Source organism: Gemmatimonadaceae bacterium (genome assembly GCA_016720905.1).
GTDB lineage: Bacteria > Gemmatimonadota > Gemmatimonadetes > Gemmatimonadales > Gemmatimonadaceae > Gemmatimonas.
In genome coordinates, this window is sequence record JADKJT010000029.1 from 58813 (window position 1) to 79225 (window position 20413).

General features: G+C 63.8%; 17 protein-coding genes and 1 pseudogene. All 18 read left to right on the forward strand.

What is annotated here, in order from left to right:
- Positions 1 to 6: 6 nt before the first annotated feature.
- The 18 genes and pseudogenes from IPP90_16880 to IPP90_16965 all read left to right on the forward strand — a co-directional run bounded on the left by IPP90_16880 (position 7) and on the right by IPP90_16965 (position 20409).
- On the forward strand, positions 7 to 144 hold the full coding sequence (locus tag IPP90_16880) for a hypothetical protein (protein ID MBL0172354.1): 138 nt from the start codon (positions 7 to 9) through the stop codon (positions 142 to 144).
- Positions 119 to 1192, forward strand: coding sequence for a peptide chain release factor 2 (gene prfB / locus IPP90_16885; protein MBL0172355.1), 1074 nt, complete (start codon positions 119 to 121; stop codon positions 1190 to 1192). Before IPP90_16880 ends, prfB begins: the two co-directional genes overlap by 26 nt.
- Complete coding sequence (lysS, locus tag IPP90_16890; protein ID MBL0172356.1) at positions 1189 to 2676, forward strand: lysine--tRNA ligase; 1488 nt, start codon at positions 1189 to 1191, stop codon at positions 2674 to 2676. The genes prfB and lysS overlap by 4 nt, the downstream gene beginning before the upstream one ends.
- An 8-nt stretch (positions 2677 to 2684) precedes the next feature.
- Positions 2685 to 3938 carry an ABC transporter permease gene (locus IPP90_16895; GenBank protein MBL0172357.1) on the forward strand — a complete coding sequence of 418 codons (1254 nt, stop codon included), beginning with the start codon at positions 2685 to 2687 and terminating at the stop codon, positions 3936 to 3938.
- Positions 3931 to 4625 (forward strand): annotated as a pseudogene (locus tag IPP90_16900) (ABC transporter ATP-binding protein). The gene IPP90_16895 and the pseudogene IPP90_16900 overlap by 8 nt, the downstream one beginning before the upstream one ends.
- Before the next feature lie 12 nt (positions 4626 to 4637).
- On the forward strand, positions 4638 to 5123 hold the full coding sequence (locus IPP90_16905) for a UvrB/UvrC motif-containing protein (protein MBL0172358.1): 486 nt from the start codon (positions 4638 to 4640) through the stop codon (positions 5121 to 5123).
- Positions 5124 to 5133: 10 nt separating this feature from the next.
- The gene (locus IPP90_16910; GenBank protein ID MBL0172359.1) at positions 5134 to 6234 is read left to right on the forward strand and encodes a protein arginine kinase; all 1101 of its coding nucleotides are present in this window, start codon (positions 5134 to 5136) and stop codon (positions 6232 to 6234) included.
- A 29-nt stretch (positions 6235 to 6263) separates the two neighbouring features.
- On the forward strand, positions 6264 to 8768 hold the full coding sequence (locus IPP90_16915) for an ATP-dependent Clp protease ATP-binding subunit (GenBank protein MBL0172360.1): 2505 nt from the start codon (positions 6264 to 6266) through the stop codon (positions 8766 to 8768).
- A gap of 122 nt (positions 8769 to 8890) precedes the next feature.
- Positions 8891 to 11308 carry an outer membrane protein assembly factor BamA gene (gene bamA / locus IPP90_16920; GenBank protein MBL0172361.1) on the forward strand — a complete coding sequence of 806 codons (2418 nt, stop codon included), beginning with the start codon at positions 8891 to 8893 and terminating at the stop codon, positions 11306 to 11308.
- Between the two features lie 10 nt (positions 11309 to 11318).
- Positions 11319 to 11921 carry an OmpH family outer membrane protein gene (locus IPP90_16925; protein MBL0172362.1) on the forward strand — a complete coding sequence of 201 codons (603 nt, stop codon included), beginning with the start codon at positions 11319 to 11321 and terminating at the stop codon, positions 11919 to 11921.
- 8 nt (positions 11922 to 11929) lie between these two features.
- On the forward strand, positions 11930 to 12988 hold the full coding sequence (lpxD, locus tag IPP90_16930) for a UDP-3-O-(3-hydroxymyristoyl)glucosamine N-acyltransferase (GenBank protein MBL0172363.1): 1059 nt from the start codon (positions 11930 to 11932) through the stop codon (positions 12986 to 12988).
- On the forward strand, positions 12985 to 14301 hold the full coding sequence (locus IPP90_16935) for a bifunctional UDP-3-O-[3-hydroxymyristoyl] N-acetylglucosamine deacetylase/3-hydroxyacyl-ACP dehydratase (protein MBL0172364.1): 1317 nt from the start codon (positions 12985 to 12987) through the stop codon (positions 14299 to 14301). The genes lpxD and IPP90_16935 overlap by 4 nt, the downstream gene beginning before the upstream one ends.
- Positions 14298 to 15074, forward strand: a complete 777-nt coding sequence (gene lpxA / locus IPP90_16940; GenBank protein MBL0172365.1) for an acyl-ACP--UDP-N-acetylglucosamine O-acyltransferase — start codon at positions 14298 to 14300, stop codon at positions 15072 to 15074. The genes IPP90_16935 and lpxA overlap by 4 nt, the downstream gene beginning before the upstream one ends.
- Positions 15074 to 16132, forward strand: coding sequence for a Gfo/Idh/MocA family oxidoreductase (locus IPP90_16945; protein ID MBL0172366.1), 1059 nt, complete (start codon positions 15074 to 15076; stop codon positions 16130 to 16132). Before lpxA ends, IPP90_16945 begins: the two co-directional genes overlap by 1 nt.
- Positions 16125 to 17237 carry a lipid-A-disaccharide synthase gene (gene lpxB, locus IPP90_16950; protein ID MBL0172367.1) on the forward strand — a complete coding sequence of 371 codons (1113 nt, stop codon included), beginning with the start codon at positions 16125 to 16127 and terminating at the stop codon, positions 17235 to 17237. The genes IPP90_16945 and lpxB overlap by 8 nt, the downstream gene beginning before the upstream one ends.
- Before the next feature lie 7 nt (positions 17238 to 17244).
- Positions 17245 to 17991, forward strand: a complete 747-nt coding sequence (locus tag IPP90_16955; protein ID MBL0172368.1) for a lysophospholipid acyltransferase family protein — start codon at positions 17245 to 17247, stop codon at positions 17989 to 17991.
- Positions 17988 to 19070 carry a tetraacyldisaccharide 4'-kinase gene (locus IPP90_16960; GenBank protein MBL0172369.1) on the forward strand — a complete coding sequence of 361 codons (1083 nt, stop codon included), beginning with the start codon at positions 17988 to 17990 and terminating at the stop codon, positions 19068 to 19070. Before IPP90_16955 ends, IPP90_16960 begins: the two co-directional genes overlap by 4 nt.
- Before the next feature lie 28 nt (positions 19071 to 19098).
- On the forward strand, positions 19099 to 20409 hold the full coding sequence (locus IPP90_16965) for a Glu/Leu/Phe/Val dehydrogenase (protein MBL0172370.1): 1311 nt from the start codon (positions 19099 to 19101) through the stop codon (positions 20407 to 20409).
- Positions 20410 to 20413: the final 4 nt, after the last annotated feature.

Below are 20413 nucleotides of genomic sequence, written 5' to 3' on the forward strand. Positions count from 1 at the left end.
CGAGCGATGACCATTTCTCGGGCCGCTCTCCAGCGCGGAGAGCGGCTCGCGTTTTTCGTGGAGGCGGGCATGCAGGACGGCGAACGACTGAAAGTGCTGACCGGAGCCGACGAACGGCTTGCGGACATGCGGAGGTATCTTTGACATCGAATCCAAGCGCGCCACACTGAGTTCGTACGAGAACGAGATGTCCGAGAGTGCCTTCTGGAACGACCAGGAGCACGCGCGTGACATCGTGCAGCAGGTCAAGTCGTTCAAGGGATGGATCGAGCCGTTCGACAGTCTCACTGCCCGCGTGGCGTCGGCGCGCGAACTCGATGAATTGCTGGCGATGGAGCCGGACGCCGCCATGGGCAAGGACCTGGATGCCGAGGTGGAACGCATCGCCGAGGAGCTCGACGCGTTCGAGTTGAAGTCCTTGTTGCGCGGGAAAGACGATTTCCGGGACGCGCAAATCGAAATCTCGGCTGGCGCTGGTGGCACCGAGGCGCAGGACTGGGCCGAGATGCTCGAGCGCATGTATATCCGATGGGCCGAACGGAAGGGCTTCGAACTGGAATTGCTTGATCGCAGCGAAGGTGAGGAGGCGGGGATCAAGGGCTCCGTCATCGAAATCAAGGGCCAGTTCGCCTACGGGTTTCTTCGACCCGAATCGGGCGTCCATCGGCTCGTGCGTATTTCGCCGTACGATTCCCAGGCGCGGCGGCACACCAGCTTCGCTTCGGTGTTCGTATATCCCGTCGTGAACGAAGAGATCAACATCGAGATTCGCGACGAGGATCTCAAGATTGATGTGTATCGGGCGTCGGGGGCGGGCGGACAGCACGTCAACAAGACGTCGTCGGCCGTGCGCATCACGCATTTGCCGTCGGGAATCATCACGGCGTCACAGGCGCAACGCTCGCAGTTCAAGAACAAGGAAACGGCCATGAAGCAGCTCAAGAACCGGCTGTATCAGGTCGAGGTGGAGAAGCAGTTGGCCGTCAAGGCGGCGTTCGACGCGAACAAGCAGGACGTGTCGTTTGGCAGCCAGATTCGCAGCTACGTCTTTCAGCCCTATACGATGGTCAACGACCACCGCACCGAACTGAAGATTCCCGACGTCCAGAAGGTCATGGACGGCGACATCGACCCGTTCATTCAGGCGTATCTCAAGGCGGAAGGTGAAGACAGCGTCGAGCGTCCGCTATGAGCGACGACCTGAATTTTCTGATGCAGGCGCGCCGCGACAAACTGAACCGGTTGCGTGCGGCGGGCGTCGAGCCGTTTGCCTATGCCTACGATCGCACGCACACCTCGCGTGAGGCGATTGCAGTGCTGGGAGACGGCGACGAGGGTCCCTCGGTGCGGGTGGCCGGACGCCTGGTGTCATGGCGGAGTCAGGGCAGGACCGCGTTCGCGCACGTGGCCGACATGGACGGTCGGGTCCAGCTGTACCTGCGCCGGGATGATCTGGGCGATGCTGCGTTCGCGCAGCTGGGCGACTACGACCTGGGCGATTGGGTCGGTGCGCAGGGCACCATGATGCGCACCAAGACCGGCGAGGCCACGGTGCGCGTACAGACAGTTGAATTGCTCTCGAAAGCCTTGCGTCCGCTGCCGCTGGGGAAGGAGCAGGTGGTGGACGGGCAGGTCGTGCGCTATTCCGCCTTTGCGGACACCGAGCAGCGGGCGCGGCAACGCTATGCCGACCTGGCGGTGCATCCCGAAGTGCGCGCGCTGTTTCGTGCGCGATCGGTGCTCACCCGCACCATCCGCACGCATCTCGACGCCCTGGGGTATCTCGAGGTGGAGACGCCGGTGCTGCAGCCGCTGTACGGCGGTGCGTCAGCGCGACCGTTCATCACGCATCATAATACGCTGGACATGCCGCTGTACCTGCGGATCGCCGATGAGCTGTATCTCAAGCGGCTGATCGTCGGCGGTTTCGAGCGGGTGTATGAAATCGGTCACGACTTCCGGAATGAGGGCATTGATCGGACGCACAATCCGGAATTCACGATGCTGGAGTTCTACGAAGCGTTCGCCGATTACACGACGATGATGGACCGTGTGGAGACCATCATGGCCGCGGCCGCGTCGGCCTTGCGCGCGTTACCGGTCATCGGCGAGCACGTCCCGGTCCTGACGCCGCCGTTTCCGCGGATGGACTGGTCGGGCTCGTTGTCATCCGCTGCGGGTGCCGATGTGATGTCGGTCGACGACGCGACGTTGCGTCAGATGGCCGAACGCGTGGGAGTTCCCAAGGTGGCGTCACTCAGTCGCCCCAAGGTGCTGGATGAGATGTTCCAGGCGTTGGTGGAATCCCGGATCGACACCCCCACGTTCGTGGTGGACTATCCGATCGAACTCTCGCCGCTGGCCAAGCCCAAGCGCGGCAAGCCCGGGTTGACCGAGCGGTTCGAGCTGTTCGCGCGCGGACGGGAATTGGCGAACGCCTTTTCGGAATTGAACGATCCAATCGATCAACGCGAGCGCTTCGAGGCGCAGGCGCGATTGCGTGAGGCCGGCGACGACGAAGCTTCGGGCGTGGACGAGGACTACCTGCGGGCGATGGAGTACGGCATGCCGCCCACGGGCGGCGTCGGCATCGGCATCGATCGTCTGTTCATGTATCTCACGGACACGGCCAATATTCGCGATGTGATTCTGTTCCCGACCATGCGGCCGGAATAGGGCCACGCATGCGCGGTCTCGAGCTCTCCATTGCCTGGCGCTACCTGCGCAGCCGTCGCGGTTCGCGCCTGCTGTCGCTGATCAGCGTCATCGCCATTGGCGGCGTGCTGGTGGGCGTGAGCGCGCTGATCGTGATCATGGGCGTGATGAACGGATTGCAGCGGGATCTCCGCGACAAGATTCTGGTGGGGAGTCCCGATTTGCGGGTGTTGCCCTACGGATCGGACATGCGACTGACCGGCTGGCCGACGGTGCGCGATGAGGTTCGCGCGGTGAAGGGCGTGATGGCCGCGGCGCCGTTCGTGACGACGCAGGGGATGGTGCGCAATCTGGGCGGCACGTATCGCACGGGGGCGCAGGTGGTTGGCATCGAGCCGGTCGGCGTGAACACACTCGATGTCACATCCATTCGATCGCACGCCATTCTTGGCGATTTCCGGTTTCGACGGGACAGCGTCTCGCTGCCTGGCGCGGTCCTCGGCAAGTTGCTGGCCGCCAAGCTGAGCGCGTTTCCGGGTGACACCATCGTGCTGTTGGGTGAAGGCACGGCGGAAATGAATGCTGCCACGGGCGCCATTATTCCCAAGTTCGACAGCGTGGTCGTGTCGGGAATCTTCGAGACTGGCATGTACGAATACGACGATGCCTACATCTACCTCGATCTGCGGACCGCACAACGGTTCGCGGCGTTGGGCGAGGATGTGACCGGTATCGAAGTGCGCACGCGTGATCGCGACGAGGCCTCGGCGATTGCGGACACCATTCGGGCGACCCTCAAGTCGCCGGTGCGCGCCATGGACTGGCAGGAACAGAACAGTCAGCTGTTCAAGGCCCTCAAGCTCGAGAAGCTGGGCATGAGCGTCATTCTGTTGCTGATCGTGATCGTCGCCGCGTTCAACATCGTGAGCACGCTCACGATGGTGGTGCGCGACAAGACGCGGGAGATCGGCATTCTGCGCGCCATGGGCATGCCGGCGCGTTCGATCCGGCGCATTTTCCTGCTGCAGGGGGTAGTGGTGGGTGCGGTCGGGACGGCCGGTGGCCTGTTGCTCGGACTCGCCGTTTCCGTCATGCTCGAGCGCTACCAGCTGATCGCGCTGGATCCGTCGGTGTACTTCATCGATCACCTGCCGGTCTACACGCAGTTCTGGGATGTCGTGATGATCGTGGGTGCCAGTCTGGCGATTGCCGCCGTGGCGACGATGTATCCGGCCTCGCAGGCCGCGAAGCTGTATCCGGTGGAGGCCATTCGGCATGAGTGATCAGCCGGTCGTGGTCCGCGCCGAGGGATTGGTGAAAGAATTCCGAGGCGGTGATGGTGGCATCATCCGGGTCCTCGACGATGTGTCGTTGACGGTGCAGCGTGGCGAGATGGTGGCCATCATGGGGTACAGCGGCGCCGGTAAGAGCACGCTGCTCCACGTATTGGGCGCCCTTGAGCGTCCTTCGGCCGGCACCATCGAGCTGGGAGGGCACCCGATCGCGGCGATGGATGATGACGCCCTGGCGGCGCTCAGGAACCGCACGGTCGGATTTGTGTTTCAGTTTCATCACCTGTTGCGGGAGTTCTCGGCGCTCGAGAACGTCATGATGCCGTTACGAATTGCCGGAACCGACGAACGGGTCGCCACAGCGCGTGCGGCGGCGCTGTTGGATCGGGTCGGGTTGTCGGCACGGCAGCACCATCGGCCGTCGGAGATGTCCGGCGGTGAGCAGCAGCGGACGGCGGTGGCGCGCGCGCTGGCGGCCGAACCGGCACTGTTGCTGGCCGATGAACCCAGTGGCAATCTCGATCATCATAACGCGGAGCGCTGCACGACTTGTTCTCGGAGTTGGCGCGTGATCTCTCACTCGGGCTGATCGACGTGACGCACAATCCGCTCGCCCGCGCGTGCCGATCGAACGTTATTGTTGGAGGGGGGCAGTTTGGCAGTCACCGATGGACGTAGGACGGAGGCCTGATGCTCTGCGACCACTGCCAGGAGCGCGACGCAGTCGTCCATGTGACGCGGGTCGTGGAAAACGCCGTCAACCAGTTGCACCTCTGTGAGAAGTGTGCGGCGGACAAGGGCGTGGAGACCACGGTCGCGGTGACACAACATCCGCTGGGAGACATCCTGCAGGCGGTGCAGGCGCAGGAATCGGCCGCATCGGACGATGCGGCGGCGTGCGCATTCTGTGGAGCCACGGCGCGCGATTTCCGCGCCACGGGACGGCTGGGCTGCCCGCATTGCTACGACGCCATGGAGCGCAGCTTGCGGGAATTGTTGCGGCGCCTGCATGGCAGTTCGAAACATGTCGGTCGGCAATACGACACGCCGGCCGCGCATGTCCTGCAAAAGCCCGATTCCGTGCATGACCTTCGCGATCGACTGCGTCGAGCCGTGGAAACCGAACATTTCGAACTGGCTGCCGAACTGCGCGACCGCTTGCGGGTGCTGGAATGAGGACGATCGCATGAACACCCCGCGTTCGGGCCTCGACCTGTCGCTGCTGCCCGATGGCGGCGTGCGCTGGCTCGATGCGTCCGGTCCTCACGCCGATATCGTGATCTCAACCCGCATGCGTCTGGCCCGCAATGTGTCGGGCTACGCGTTCACCGGTCGCGCCAGGGAGGGCGAGCGGCTGCGCATGCTGGCGCAGGTGCGAGATGCCCTCGGGGCCGTTCCGTCATTGACTCGCAGTGTGCTGGTGCGTCTGGACGAACTGGCGGCGCAGGACCGGCAGCTCCTGCACGAGCGACATCTGGTCAGCAAGGAGTTGGCGGGGCTCGATCAGCAGCATCCGCTGCGCAGCGGTGCGGCGGTATTCCTCGGCGAGGCGGTGGGTCTGCTGGTCAACGAGGAGGACCATCTCCGCCTGCAGGCCCTGCGCTCCGGATTCGCGGTCTCGCAGGCCTTTGAGGCGGCGCAACAGCTCGATCGGGAGCTTGGGGCGCACGTGCCGTACGCGTTTCATCGGGAGTTCGGCTTCCTCACGGCCTGCCCGACGAACGTGGGTACGGGGCTCCGGGCATCGGTGCTGATCCATCTGCCGGGGCTGGTGCTCACCAAGGAGATCGGCAAAGTGCTGGCCGGGCTGCAACAGATGGGGCTTACCTATCGCGGGCTGTACGGTGAGGGCAGCGAGGTCGTGGGCAATTTCTTCCAGCTGTCGAATCAGACCACGCTGGGGCGTTCCGAAGAGGAGTTGCAGGAGCTGCTGGTGCGTGTGGTACGCCACGTCATAGCGCGCGAAGAGGAAGCGCGCCGTGTACTGGTCCGCGACGCTGGCTATATTATCGAGGACAAATTGTGGCGCGCCTACGGGACGCTGCGGTACGCCCGCAGCCTCACGTTCGACGAAGCCATGAACTACCTGAGCGGTGTTCGACTGGCGGTCGGCCTGAAACTGATCTCCGGTCTCAGTGTATACACCCTCAACAAGCTCCTGATTTTTGCCCAATCAGCGCACCTGTCCCATATCGAGGGGAAGGCGCTGAACGAGGCTGAGGCGAATTTGGCGCGTGCCCGGTACGTGCGGCAGGCGTTGGTGAGCGAAGGGGGCGGCGTCGAATGACCCGCTCTGACTAGGGCCCAGAGGGGACGATGAACGGCTACAACTTCACCGAGCGGGTGCGAAAAGTTCTGGCGATGGCCCGCGAGGAAGCGGCGCGGCTCCACCACGAATACGTGGGAACGGAGCATATCCTGCTGGGACTGATTCGGGAGGGCGAGGGGGTCGCGGCAGCGGTGCTGCAGAACCTCAACGTCGACCTCGACGATGTCACCCAGAAAATCGAGGAGACGGTCAAGAAGGGGAAGGCGGCGCAAGCCACCGGCCCGGATCTGCCGTATACCTCGCGGGCGAAGAAGGTCCTGGAGCTGGCAATGGCCGAAGCGCGGGATCTGAGCCACAGCTATGTCGGCACGGAGCACCTGCTGCTTGGCCTGCTGCGCGAGGAAAAAGGCATTGCCGCGCAGGTCCTGACCGACGCGGGTGTGAATCTCGAAGCCGCCCGCGCGGAGACGCTGCGGCTGCTGGGCACCGACGTACCGCAAACCGGTGCGTCCGCCGCGCCCGAAAAGTCGGGCGCCGTTCCGCCGTCGGCTGCTCCTGCCAAGGGCGAGAAGAAGTCCAAGACGCCGGCGCTCGATCATTTCTGTCGGGACCTCACCCAATTGGCCGCCGAAGGGCAGCTCGATCCAACGATCGGCCGGGCCAAGGAGATCGAACGGGTGATGGAGGTCCTGACGCGCCGCAAGAAGAACAACCCCGTGTTGATCGGCGAGCCCGGTGTCGGCAAGACGGCGATTGTCGAGGGGCTGGCGCAACTCATCGCGAATGGCGACTGCCCGGACTCCTTGCGCGAGCATCGCGTGCTGTCGTTGGATATGGCGGCCGTCATTGCCGGCACGAAGTACCGTGGGCAGTTCGAAGAGCGGCTCAAGGCCGTGATGAACGAGATCGCCCAGAACAAGCAGGTCATCCTGTTCATCGACGAACTGCACACGCTGGTCGGTGCCGGTGCCGCCGAAGGCGCGATTGACGCCAGCAACATGCTCAAGCCGGCGCTCGCGCGCGGCGAATTGCAGTGTGTCGGCGCCTCGACGCTCAACGAGTATCGCAAGTACATCGAGAAAGACGGTGCTCTTGAGCGTCGATTCCAGACGGTCGTGGTCGATCCGCCATCGATCGACGAGACCGTGCAGATTCTACAGGGGCTGCGCAAGAAATACGAGGATCATCATCGGGTGAACATTCCCGATGAGACGTTGCTGGCGGCCGCCAAGCTCTCGGAGCGCTACATCACCGACCGGTTCCTGCCCGACAAGGCGATTGATGTGATCGACGAGGCGGGTGCGCGGGCGCGGCTCGCGGCGCAGGTACCGCCGCTGGAAGTCGCCGCGCTCAAGGAGCAGCTGGAAGGGATCAACGCCGAGAAGGAAGCGGCGGTGCGCGATCAGAATTTCGAGCGGGCCGCCTCGCTGCGCGACAGTGAGCGCGAAGTGCAGGCGGAGATCCGGCGCACGCAGGAAGAGTGGGAGCAGCGCCGGCAATCGCATCGGCCGACGTTGGGTGAGGAGGAGATCGCCTTCATCGTCAGTCGCTGGACCGGTATTCCCGTGACGCGACTCCAAGAGGCGGAAACGTCACGCCTGCTGCGCATGGAAGATGAGTTGCATCGGTCGGTGGTGGGCCAGGACGAGGCCATCAAGGCGTTGTCGCGGTCCATTCGGCGCAGTCGTGCGGGACTCAAGGATCCGCGACGTCCCATCGGGTCGTTCATCTTCTCCGGACCGACCGGCGTCGGCAAGACGGAACTGGCGCGATCGTTGGCCAAGTTCCTGTTTGCCGATGCGTCCGCCCTCATCCGCGTCGATATGAGCGAGTACATGGAAAAGTTCTCGGTGTCGCGCTTGATCGGCGCGCCGCCGGGCTACGTCGGGTACGAAGATTCGGGTTCGTTGACCAAGGCCGTCCGTCGCAAGCCGTATAGCGTCGTGCTGCTCGATGAAATCGAGAAGGCCCATCCGGACGTCTTCAACATCCTGTTGCAGGTGCTCGACGAGGGCCACTTGACCGACAACTACGGTCGCGTCATCGACTTCAAGAATACCGTCGTGATCATGACGTCGAACGTGGGCGCGAAGGACATCACGAAAGGCAAGTCGCTCGGATTTGCCGGGTCTGACTCGCGCGGAGATTTTGAACGCATCTCCGAGAAAGTGAAGGAGGAGATGGGGCGGGTGTTCAACCCCGAGTTCCTCAATCGACTCGACGACGTGATTGTGTTTCATCCGCTCGGGAAGGAGCACATCGCGCAGATCGTGTCGATCGTCTTTGCCGAGGTGCAGAAACGACTGGCGGACGAAGAACTGACGATTCGCCTGACCGACGCGACGACGGCGTTTCTGGTCGATCACGGTCACGATGAGCACTTCGGGGCCCGGCCACTCAAGCGGGCGATCCAGCGATACATCGAGGACCCGCTGTCCGAGAAGATCCTGACCGCTGAGTTCGCGAAGGGCGACGAGATCGAGGTGGACGTCTCGTCGACCGAGAAGGACAAGCTGGAGTTTCGCGTGTTGTCGCCAACCCCTCAGGCGTGACGCTCCTGACCGAAGGCGGCCGGACCCGTACAGGTCCGGCCGCTCGGCCTTTCGGTATATATTCCCAAGCTATGCAGAATCGCGATTTTTGGAGGGCGGCGAGCTCAGCCGTCTGTGCCGCCGTGGCCGCTGTCCTGGCCATGGCGGTCCTGTCGCGCCCCGTCTCCGCGCAGGACGTCATCGGCCGCTGTACGACGCCCGACTCCATCGCGATCCGCGGGAACAGCCGAATTGCCGACCAAAAAATCCGTACCGAAGCCGGTCTGTCGGTTGGAAGCGATTTGAACTTCCCCACCATTCAACGGGCCATCAAGGCGCTCTACGCGTTGAATGAGTTCGACGACGTTGAAGTTCGCTGTGACCTGGAGTCGGTGCCTGGCAAGTCCTTGGTGGTTGTTTCCGTCACGGAGCGCCTGCTGCTGGGCGACCTGAAAGTGTCGGGCCCGAAGAACGTGTCGGAGCGCTCGGTGCGCGAAAAGGTCGACCTGCTCATCGGGCGTCCGATCGATCCGCTGCAGGTTGCGCGCGCGCGCGCGCGTATCGACTCGCTGTATGAGGCCGCCGGCTATTATCTCGCCCGCGTGTCCATCGACTCGACCGTGATGGGTGACGGGCGCATCGCGATCGCCTATCGCATTGATGAAGGGCGTCGTCTGGCGATTTCCGGCATCGATGTGCTCGGGAATGCGCGCGTCAGAGACGGCACCATTGTCGGGGCCATGAAAACGCGTCCGGAAGGGTTCTGGTGGTTTCGCAAAGGCGAGTACAACGACGACAAGTACGTTGGCGACCTTGGCGAGCGCATTCCCGCATTGTATTCCCGATTGGGCTATGTGGACATGCGCATCACGAAGGACACGTTGGTGGTCGATCGTGACCGCGGCAAGGGCCTCGTGGAGATCACCGTCGACGAAGGGCCGCGGTATCGCATCGGCAGCTTCGAGATCGCGGGCAACCGGCGATTCTCGACCGAGGAGCTCAAACGGCTCTATCCGTTCGAGGGAAACGATCCCACGCTGACGCAGCGCGTGAAGGGATTGATCAAGCGTGAGGCCGCCGCGCCGGAAGGTATCTTCGACCAGAAGAAGTGGGATGATGCGGTCGAGAAAGTGAACACCGAGTATCGCAATTACGGGTATCTGTACGCGCGCATCAACCCGGTGGTGGAGCGGCGCATGGGCGCCGATTCCGTGCCTGAGGTCAACCTGCGCTGGGAGATCGACGAGAAGAATCCCGCCATCGTCAATCGCATCGAGATCGTCGGCAATGACTACACGGTCGATGACTGCATCCGCCGGCAGATCAACTTGGTGCCCGGCGGCGTATTCAATCAGCAGGTGCTGGTCCGCAGCTACCAGAGCATCTCCAACCTGAATTTCTTCGAAGCGCCGATGGCGTTTCCGGACTATCGCCCGATCAATGATCAGGGCGATGTCGACATCATCTTTCGGGTCAAGGAAAAGCGTACCGGCAGCATCAACTTCGGCGCGTCCATGGGACAGGGCGGCGTGGGATTTGGTGGATTCATCGGCGTGGAGCAACCCAATCTGTTTGGTCTGTGCAAGAAGGGGCAGCTCAACTGGCAGTATGGGCGATACTACAACGATTTCACGGCGACCTATTCCGACCCGGCACTGCGCGGCTCTCGCGTATCCGGCGCATTGAGCGCCTATCGCACGCAATCGCGCTTCATCGTCGGCAATCTGGGGCAGAACATCCGCACGGGCAGTCAGCTGCGATTCGGCTTGCCGGTGCCGTGGTCGCTCTTCTCCACGTTCGCGGTGTCCTACAACGGCGAGTCGGCCACGTTCACGTCGGGCACCGTCCAAAACGGTTGCACCAAGAATTGCTTCCGTTCCAACATCGGTCTCGAGTATACCTACGACACGCGCGTCGACATGCCGTTTGCCAGTGCCGGGTCCCTGCGATCGGTCACCATGGACTTCAGCGGCGGGCCGTTGGGCGGTACCGTGAACTTCCAGCGCATTACGGGGGAGTTCCGCGCCTATGCGCCGTTGGCTGAAATCGGTGGCAAGGGCGGGGCAGCCGGTCAGCCGATCAAGTTCGTGATGGGTCTGACGGCCCGTACGGGCGCCCTGTTTGGCAATTCCGGACCGTTCTTCTTCCAGCAGCAGTTCTCCGTTGGCGGTGTCCAGTTTGGCCAGCAGCTCCGCGGATATCAGGAATTCTCGATCACGCCGAACGGGTTCAACCCGACGACCGATCAGTATCGGTCTGACCCCAACTCATTCGGCAATGCGTTTCTCACCGTGACCGGTGAGATTGGCATGCGGTTCAACCAGATGTTCTACGTCAACGCGTTCACGGATGCCGGCAACAACTGGGCGTCAGCGCGACAGATCAACCCGACCCGTCTGTTCCGTTCTGCGGGTGTCGGGGTATCCACTGTAACGCCGCTCGGCCCACTCGGGCTCGACCTGGCGTACGGCTTCGACCGCGTGGCGATCGATCCCGTAACCCTCCGCGCGAAGCCGGACCCGCGGTGGCAGTTCCATTTCCGGCTTGGCCAGCTCTTCTAGAGGATTTCTGATGCGTCTACCCGTTTTCGTCGGCGCGTGTGCGCTGCTCCTTGGCGCCCCGTCACTCGCGTCTGCGCAGGGCGCCGCGCAGAAGTTCGCGTTCATCAACTCGCAGGCCATCCTGCAATCCGCGCCAGGCGCGGTCGAAGCCCAGATGCAACTGCAGAAGGAGCTGGAGAGCATGCGCGCACAAGTCGCCAAGCTCACCGATTCCCTGACCGCCATGGATGAGCAGTACAAGAAAGAGGAGGTCGCGCTCTCGCCGATCGCCAAGGAAGCCCGCCTGAAATCACTGCGTGAGAAGCAGACGGAATTCCAGGAGCGCGTGCAGAAGCTCAACGATCAGGCGCAGCAGCGCGAGGGCGAGCTGATGCAACCGGTGCTGGAGAGCGTGCGAAAAGTGCTTGACGAGATCCGCGCCGATGGCGGCTACTCGTTCATCTTCGATGTGGCGGCTGGCTCGTTCATCGTCTCGGCGGACAAAAACCTCGACATCACTGATCGCGTGATTTCCAAGTTGAAACTGTCGGCGCCCAAGGCTCCGGCGAAACCCGCGGCAGGTCCCGCCGCGGCGCCGGCCGGCATCCAGACCAAGAAGCCGCCGACGGAGTGACTCGCGCGGTGGCTCCCGCTTTCGTTGACGGCGGTGATGGGCCGCGGCCCATCACCGCCGCTGCCGTTGCAGCGCAGATCGGTGGTCGCCTCATAGGCGACCCGAACGTTGTCGTATACGGTGTGGCCCCGCTGGATCGTGCCGAGTCCGGTGATCTCAGCTTTTTGGCACATGCCCGGTACGCGTCGTGGTTTGAGCATACGCGCGCCGGGATCGTGCTGATATCACCCGCGTTGGCCGATCTCCCGGGGGTTCCGGGCGCGCGCATCGTGGTCGAGAAACCGACCGACGCCATGGTGTCGCTGTTGGCGCGTTTCCACCGGGGCGAACCACGGCTGGCGGGTATCCATCCAACGGCAGTGGTTGCCGCGTCCGCGCGTGTGGCGGATGGCGTAACGATCGATGCGCATGCCGTGGTGCAGGACGGCGCGGTGATCGGCGCCAACAGCTGGATCGGCGCAACGGCAGTCATTGGCGCCGGATGCACGCTTGGTCGCGATGTGCGGGTTCACCCGGGTGCAGTGCTGTATCCGTATGTCGATGTGGGTGATCGCGTCGTGCTTCACGCGGGGTCGCGTGTTGGGCGTGAGGGATTCGGCTTCATTCCCGGCGCGACGGGACCGGTGCGCATTCCGCATGTTGGCCGTTGTGTGCTGGAAGCCGATGTCGAGATCGGCGCCAACAGCTGCGTCGATCGAGGCAGTGTCGATGATACGATTATCGGGGCTGGAACCAAGATCGACAATCTGGTGCAGGTCGCGCACAACGTGCGCATTGGCCGGATGTGTTTTCTCGCGTCGCAGGTGGGCCTGTCAGGCTCCACCCGGATCGAAGATGGCGTGCAGATTGGTGGACAGGTCGGGACGCGCGGACATCAAACAATTGGCACCGGCGCGACAATTGCGGCGCGGTCCGGTGTATTTGGTGATGTTCCGGCGGGCGAACTGTGGTCGGGGTATCCGGCGCGACCGCACAAGGAGCAGATGCGATCTCTTGCGGCTCTCGCGCGGCTTGCCAAGATCATGCGTCCGCTCGAGAAACTGCTGGAACGGGAGGATGTCCGGTGATCGCCCGGCCTGAGGCCGTGAAGACGACGCGCTCCACACTGTCGGGAGAGCGTCGCACGATTGCGCGTCCCGCCGTGGTACAGGGCGTCGGTCTGCACCTCGGCCGGCCCTGCACGTTGACGTTCGTTCCCGCACCAACTGGCGCAGGCATCACGTTTCGCCGCGGCGATCGCCCGGACGCGCCACCGGTACCCGCGCGCGTCGAAGTGGCGGTGGATGCGGAACGTCGAACGCAGCTGGGAACGGGCGACGCGTCGTTGCATACGGTTGAGCATGTCCTCGCGGCGGTGGGCGCCCTGGCGATTGACGACCTCTGCATCGTGATGGACGGACCTGAACCGCCGATCATGGATGGGAGTGCCGCACCATTCCTTGACGCGTTGCGGCAGGCCGGCGTGGAGCCCAATGGCGGGCGGCCCGATTGGCTGGTGCTCCGCAAGACGATCCACGTGGTGGATGGGGACTCGACCTACGAGGCGCGACCGAGCGAGGGCCTGGTGCTCGACGTCGCGATTGAGTTCCCGCATCCGCTTATCGGACGACAGTCCGGATCGTATCGGATTACTCCGGAACGTTTTGCCGACGAACTGGCGCGCGCCCGGACGTTTGGCTTCCTCCGCGAGGTGGAATGGCTGCACTCGAAGGGCCTCGCACAGGGCGCGTCCACGGCGAATGCCGTGGTGCTGGATGACGTCGGTGTCGTGGACACCGCGCTCCGCTGGCCGGATGAATTCGTTCGACACAAGGCCTTGGATTGCGTGGGCGATCTTGTCCTTGCTGGTTGCCGTGTGCGAGCGCATATCATTGCCGACCGACCAAGCCACCGAGGGACGATCGCATTGGTGCGCGCCCTGGTGCAACACGCTGTCCGGGAGTCCGCCGTGTATACCATCGAAGACATCATGCAGGTGCTGCCGCACCGCTACCCTTTCCTGCTGGTCGACCGCATTCTCGAAATCGAGGAAGGGAAGCGGATTGTCGGCATCAAGAACGTCACCATCAACGAACCGTTCTTCCAGGGGCACTTCCCAGGCCATCCCATCATGCCCGGCGTGCTGATCGTCGAGTCGATGGCACAGGTCGGCGGCATGTTGCTCATGGGAACGATCGCCGATCCGTCCAGCAAGGTTGTGTATTTCATGTCACTGGACAACATCAAGTTCCGGCGACCGGTCCGACCCGGCGATCAACTGCGCCTGGAAATTGAATTGGTGCAACAGCGTGGCATGACGTGTCGCATGAAGGGGAAGGCCACGGTGGACGGCCTGGTCGTGGCCGAAGCCGAAATGGCGGCTGTTGTACGCGATCGATGAACACCCGCATCCATCCAACGGCGCTGGTTGATGCGACCGCCCAATTCGGTGCGGACGTCAGCGTGGGCCCGTTTGCCATCGTCGGACCGCGCTGCGTGGTTGGTGATGGCTGCACGATCGCCGCGCGCGCGACGCTCGAACAGAACGTGCGTCTGGGGGCGCGTGTCCAGGTGGGCAGTGGTGCCATCATCGGAGGCGATCCGCAGGATTTGAAGTATCGCGGCGAAGAGACGTGGGTGGATATCGGGGATGACACGGCCGTGCGGGAGTATGCGACGGTGAACCGGGGCACCGCGCATTCGATCACCACCACGGTGGGCAGGCACTGTTTCCTGATGAGTTACTCCCACATTGCGCACGACTGTCATCTGGGCGATCACGTGATCATCTCGAACGGCACGCAATTGGCCGGGCATGTGACCATCGAGGATCGCGCAACGATTTCCGGCCTCTGCGCCGTGCATCAGTTCGCCCGCATTGGACGGCACGCGTTCATCGGGGGTTGCTCGCGCGTGGTGAAGGACGTGCCACCGTTCGTACGCGCGGCGGGGAACCCGATCAAGCTGTTTGGTCTGAACTCGGTGGGACTGCAACGCAGCGGATTCGATGCGGCCATCGTGGCCGAACTCAAGCGCGCCTACCGCTATTGCTTTCGTTCCGACTTGAACTTGTCGCAGGGCGTGGAGCGTGCGCGGGCCGAGATTGCCGATGTGCTTGAAGTCCGCCATTTCCTGGCGTTCATCGAAGCGAGTCAGCGCGGCGTGGGTTTCTGATGAGTAACCCGACGGATCGGCGCGCCTACAGCGGCGCGACGGCACCACGGGTTGGGGTCGTGGGGGCCGGTGGGCTGGGGGTGCACCATGTGCGCATTCTGCGCGATCTGGCGGGCGACCGTTTTGTCGGCTTTGTCGACGAGAATCCGGCGCGCGCGGCCGAAGTCGCGGCGCAGCTGGGCGTGCGCGCACTGCCGTCGCTGGAGGCACTGCTGGGCGAGGTGGATGCCGTATCGGTGGTGGTGCCGACCACCGCCCATCATCGCGTCGCCGCGGCGGCATTGCGTGCCGGGAAGCATGTCTTCATCGAGAAGCCGTTCACGGTGACGCTTGCCGAGGCCGACGACCTTATCGCACAAGCTCGGGTGGCCGGCGTGGTCCTGCAAGTGGGACACGTCGAGCGATTCAATCGCGCGGTGCGCGCCGCCATGCCCTATGTCGATGGGCCGCGATTCATCGAGAGTGATCGACTGGCGCCGTTTAATCCGCGTGGATCCGACGTGGCGGTGGTGCTGGACCTCATGATTCACGATCTGGATCTCGTGCATACGCTGGTCGGGTCACCTGTCGTCGATGTGCAGGCAATGGGCATCCCGGTGCTCACGCCGCAACTTGACATTGCCAACGCCCGGCTGACATTCGCCAATGGTGCCGTGGCGAACATTACCGCCAGTCGTGTGTCGCGCGAGCGCGTGCGAAAGCTGCGGATCTTTCAGCAGAGCGGATACCTGTCGCTGGACCTGGCGGCTGGTACAGGCGAGTTCTTTCGGCTGCGGCCCGATTTCGACCCGCGCCAGCTCGCGCGTGCTCCCCGTGCACTCGAGGACTTTGTCGAACGGGTGGTATTGGACGCTCCCGAGGGCGAACCGCTGGGGCTCGAACTGGCGCAGTTCCTCGGCGCGGTGATGGGCGTACGCCCGATCGCCGTGACCGGTGCTGAGGGTCGCGAGGCGCTTGAAGCCGCGTTGCGAATTGTCACGGCGATCGCGGCGGCGCACGCCACGATGCTGGAAGATGCCGCGGCCACCGCGCGAGCGAAGTCGACCACCCGTGCGTGAAATTCTGTTTGTCGTCGGTGAGGCCTCCGGCGACCTGCACGCGGGAAAAGTCGCAGAGGCAATTCGCGCGACGCGCCCGGATCAGCCGATGGCGGGAATTGGCGGTGAGTACATGCGTGCTGCCGGCGTTTCAATTCTGGAACCGGTTGAGCGGCTGGCCGTGATGGGATTCGCCGAGGTGCTCGCCCACATTCCGCGCCACTGGATGTTGTTGCGCACCTTGCGCTCGCGCATTGAGGGCGGGCACGTGGGGTTGGTCGTGCTCATTGACTATCCCGGATTCAATTTGAAAGTGGCGGAAGTCGCGCATCGAGCCGGTATCCCCGTGCTGTACTACATCACGCCGCAGGTGTGGGCGTGGGGGGCCGGACGATTGCCGACGCTGGCGCGATTGGTGACGCGCGCCGCGCCCATCCTGCCGTTCGAGGAAGCGCTACTGCGCCAACACGGGATCGACGCGACGTTCGTCGGTCATCCGCTGCTGGATCGCGCGTCGTCACTGCCGTCGGTCGCCGAGGCGCGATCCGCACTGGGGCTGTCCCCCGACGGCGAAGTGCTGGCGGTGTTTCCCGGCAGTCGGCACGCGGAACTGGCGCAACACCTGAAGCCGTTCATCGCCACGGCCCGAGAACTGCAGCGGCGGCGTCCGGGAATGCAGGTGATTGTCAGCGTGGCCCCCACCGTGCGTGTCGATCCGGCGGACTGTCCTTTTCCGCTCGTGCATGGGCAATCGTTCACCGTGCTGCGCGCGGCGACGGCAGGATTGCTCAAAAGTGGGACCACGACGCTCGAAGCGGCGGTAGCCGATCTGCCGCACGTGATCGGGTATCGCACCAGCGCCGTCACCTATGCGATCGCACGCCGTCTCGTGAAGATCCCGCACATTGGCCTGGTCAATGTGGTGGCGGGCCGTGAGGTGTCGAAGGAGTTCGTGCAGGACGCCTTTGTCCCTCATCGCGTGGCCGATGCGCTTGAGCCTTTATTGGACGCGTCGAGCACGGCGTCATCGACGGCGCGAGCGGGTCTGGCTGAGGTCCGTGACCGACTGGGGACGCCGGGGGCATCCGTTCGGGTGGCGACCATGGCACTCGAGATGGTGACGTGAGGGGGCCGTGAAGGAGGTCAATGCGCAGGGGGGGATTGAAGCGAACACACCGCCTCGTGAGCCGAGAAGCATTCCAGCGCCCGCACCGGGCGCCGCGGCCTTCGACCTTCGTACGCGTGTCCTGATTCGCCTGACAGGCTGGCTGCTCTTCGCGTTGGCCCGCACGTGGCGCGTTCGGGTGCATGGGCGCAAGGCGCTTCTGGCGCGCCGCGCGGAGGATGCCCGTGTGGTGGTGACATTGTGGCACGGTCAGCTGCTGCCCGTGTCCTGGGCGCAGCGCCAGCCCACGCGCGCGATGATCAGTGAGCACCGCGATGGTGAAATGATCGCCCACATTGTCGGCCTGATGGGTATTGGCAGTATTCGCGGCTCGTCGTCTCGTGGTGGCGCGCGCGCGTTGCTGGAGTGTGCGCGTGTCTTGCGCAGCGGCGCGGACGTTGCGATAACGCCTGACGGCCCACGCGGCCCACGCCACAGTTTTGCGCCAGGCGCGCTGATCGTCGCGTTCCGGGCGCAGACGGTTATCGTGCCGATCGGCGCGCACGTTGATCGCGCGTGGCGACTACGGAGTTGGGATCAGTTCGAGATACCGAAACCGTTCGCGCGCGTGACCATGGTGTATGGTACCCCGCTACCCGTCGCTGGCGCGGATGTTCGCGAGGTGTCTGCACGCACCGGGGAATTCGCCGCAGCGATGGAGGCAGTGACCGCTGAGGCGGCTCGGCTGGCGCGTTGGGGCGTGGCACCACCATGAGTATGTCGACCATCGTCGACGCGGTGTGGCAGGGGGAGACGCTGCCGGCCCGCGTGGCCCGAGGACTGCTGGCACCAGCAGCGCGGGCGTTCGGTGCGGTGGTCGCGCGTCGCAACGCGTACTATGATTCCGCCACGATGTCCGTGGCCGCCCTGCCGGCCCTGTCGGTGGGGAACCTGACGGTTGGCGGTACCGGCAAGACTCCGTTCGCCGCGTGGTGTGTGCAGCAACTGCGCGCGCGCGGTGCGCGTCCGTCCATCGTGATGCGTGGTGTCGGTGACGACGAGTGGCGTGTCCACGGCGTGTTGAATCCGAATGTCCCCGTGATTGTGTCGCCCGATCGTGGTGCTGGCATGCTGGTGGCGCGCACACGTGGCGCCGACTGTGCCGTGCTCGACGACGCGTTCCAGCATCGCCGGGCGTCACGGATCGGGGACCTCGTGTTGGTCAGCGCGGACCGTTGGGCCGGGGCGGCCCGCCTGTTGCCGGCCGGGCCGTTTCGTGAACCGCTGTCCGCACTGCGACGCGCGCATGTCGTGGTCATCACCGTCAAGGCTGCCGCATCCGCGCGGGTTGACGACGTCATGGCCGCCGTGCGCGCTGCCGCGCCGAATGTGCCGATGGCCGTGGTGCGACTGCAACCGGGGCCATTGCGTCTCGCGGTCACGGTTGGCGCGTCGTCGGGACATGGCGGACCGCAGAGCGGGATGTTGACGCATTCCCCCGAATGGCTCGCCGGGCGCGACGTCTCGATCGTCAGCGCCATTGGCGATCCGGCGGCGTTTGAATCCCAGCTGCGCGATCTTGGTGCGGTGCCGGGGAAGGCCTGGCGATTCCCCGATCATCACGACTACAGCGCTGGCGATGCCGCCCAGATTGCGGCCGGTGCGGCCGGTACGTCCGGGGTGGTTTGCACACTGAAGGACGCCGTGAAGCTTGCTGCGTGTTGGCCTCGCGAAGCGCCGCCCCTCTGGTATCTTTCACAATCAGTTGTGGTTGATCGAGGTGCTGAAGCGCTGGACCAGGTACTGGCTCGGCTTCTGGCGGCCCGTGCAACCACCACGTTCACCGCCGGCTGAGTCCGGCCTTAAAAAAAGACCTGTCGACATGGCTATCGACCTTCTCCGGCTTCCCACGGACAGCATTGTCCGTCCAGACAAAGACATCTTTCTCAACGAAGACAATCCGTTCGAGGGCATGATGTCGCGGTTCGACCGCGCAGCAGAACTGCTCGACCTGGAACCCGGCATCTACAAGATCCTGCGGAATCCGGAAAAGCAGTTGATCGTTTCGGTTCCGGTGACGATGGACAACGGGGATGTCGAGGTCTTTACCGGATATCGGGTGCTGTACAACACGTCACGTGGCCCGGCGAAGGGAGGTATTCGCTTCGACAAGCACGTCACGCTTGAGGAAGTGAAGGCGCTCGCAGCGTGGATGACGTGGAAGTGCGCCGTGGTCAACCTGCCGTTTGGCGGTGCCAAGGGTGGGGTGGTGTGTGACCCGCTGAGCATGAGTGTCGGGGAACTCGAGCGCGTCACGCGCCGGTACACCAAGGGCATCATTTCGCTGCTGGGACCTGACACCGACGTGCCGGCTCCCGATGTCAACACCAATGAACGCGTGATGGCGTGGGTCATGGACACGTACTCCATGCACGTCGGACGGACCGAGAATGCGGTCGTGACCGGAAAGCCGGTGGAGATGGGTGGATCGCTTGGACGCCGGGAAGCGACGGGCCGCGGCGTGATGCTGTGTACGCGTGAGGCGCTGGAGCATCTCGGCCTCAAAATGGAGGGCGCCACGGTCGCAGTGCAGGGCTTTGGGAATGTGGGATCGATCACCGCGCAGCTGCTGGCGAACGAAGGCTGCAAGATCGTCGCGATCAGCGATCGCGCCGGCGCTTTCTACAGCGCCAAGGGAATCGACGTCGAACTGGCGATTGCGTACGTGCAGAAGCACCGTTCGCTGGAGGGATTCACGGGTGCCGAGTCCATCGGTGCGGAAGAACTGCTCACGTTGGACGTGGACGTCCTGGTGCCGGCCGCGCTGGAAAATGTGATCACCACCAAGAACGCGCCAAAGATTCGCGCCAAGATGATCTGCGAAGGCGCCAACGGACCCACCACGGCTGCCGCCGACTCCATTCTTGATGAGAAGGGTGTCTTTGTGGTACCGGATATCCTTGCCAATGCGGGCGGCGTGACCGTGTCCTACTTCGAGTGGGTCCAGGATCGCATGGGCTACTTCTGGTCGGAAGCCGACGTGAACGAGCGGTTGGCCGGCATCATGACGCGCAGCTTTCAGGAGGTGCTGCAAATGTCCAAGCAGCATCGCGTGAATATGCGCACGGCGGCGTACATGCTGTCGATCAGCCGTGTCGCGACCGTGCATCGTCTGCGTGGCATCTACGCCTGATCGG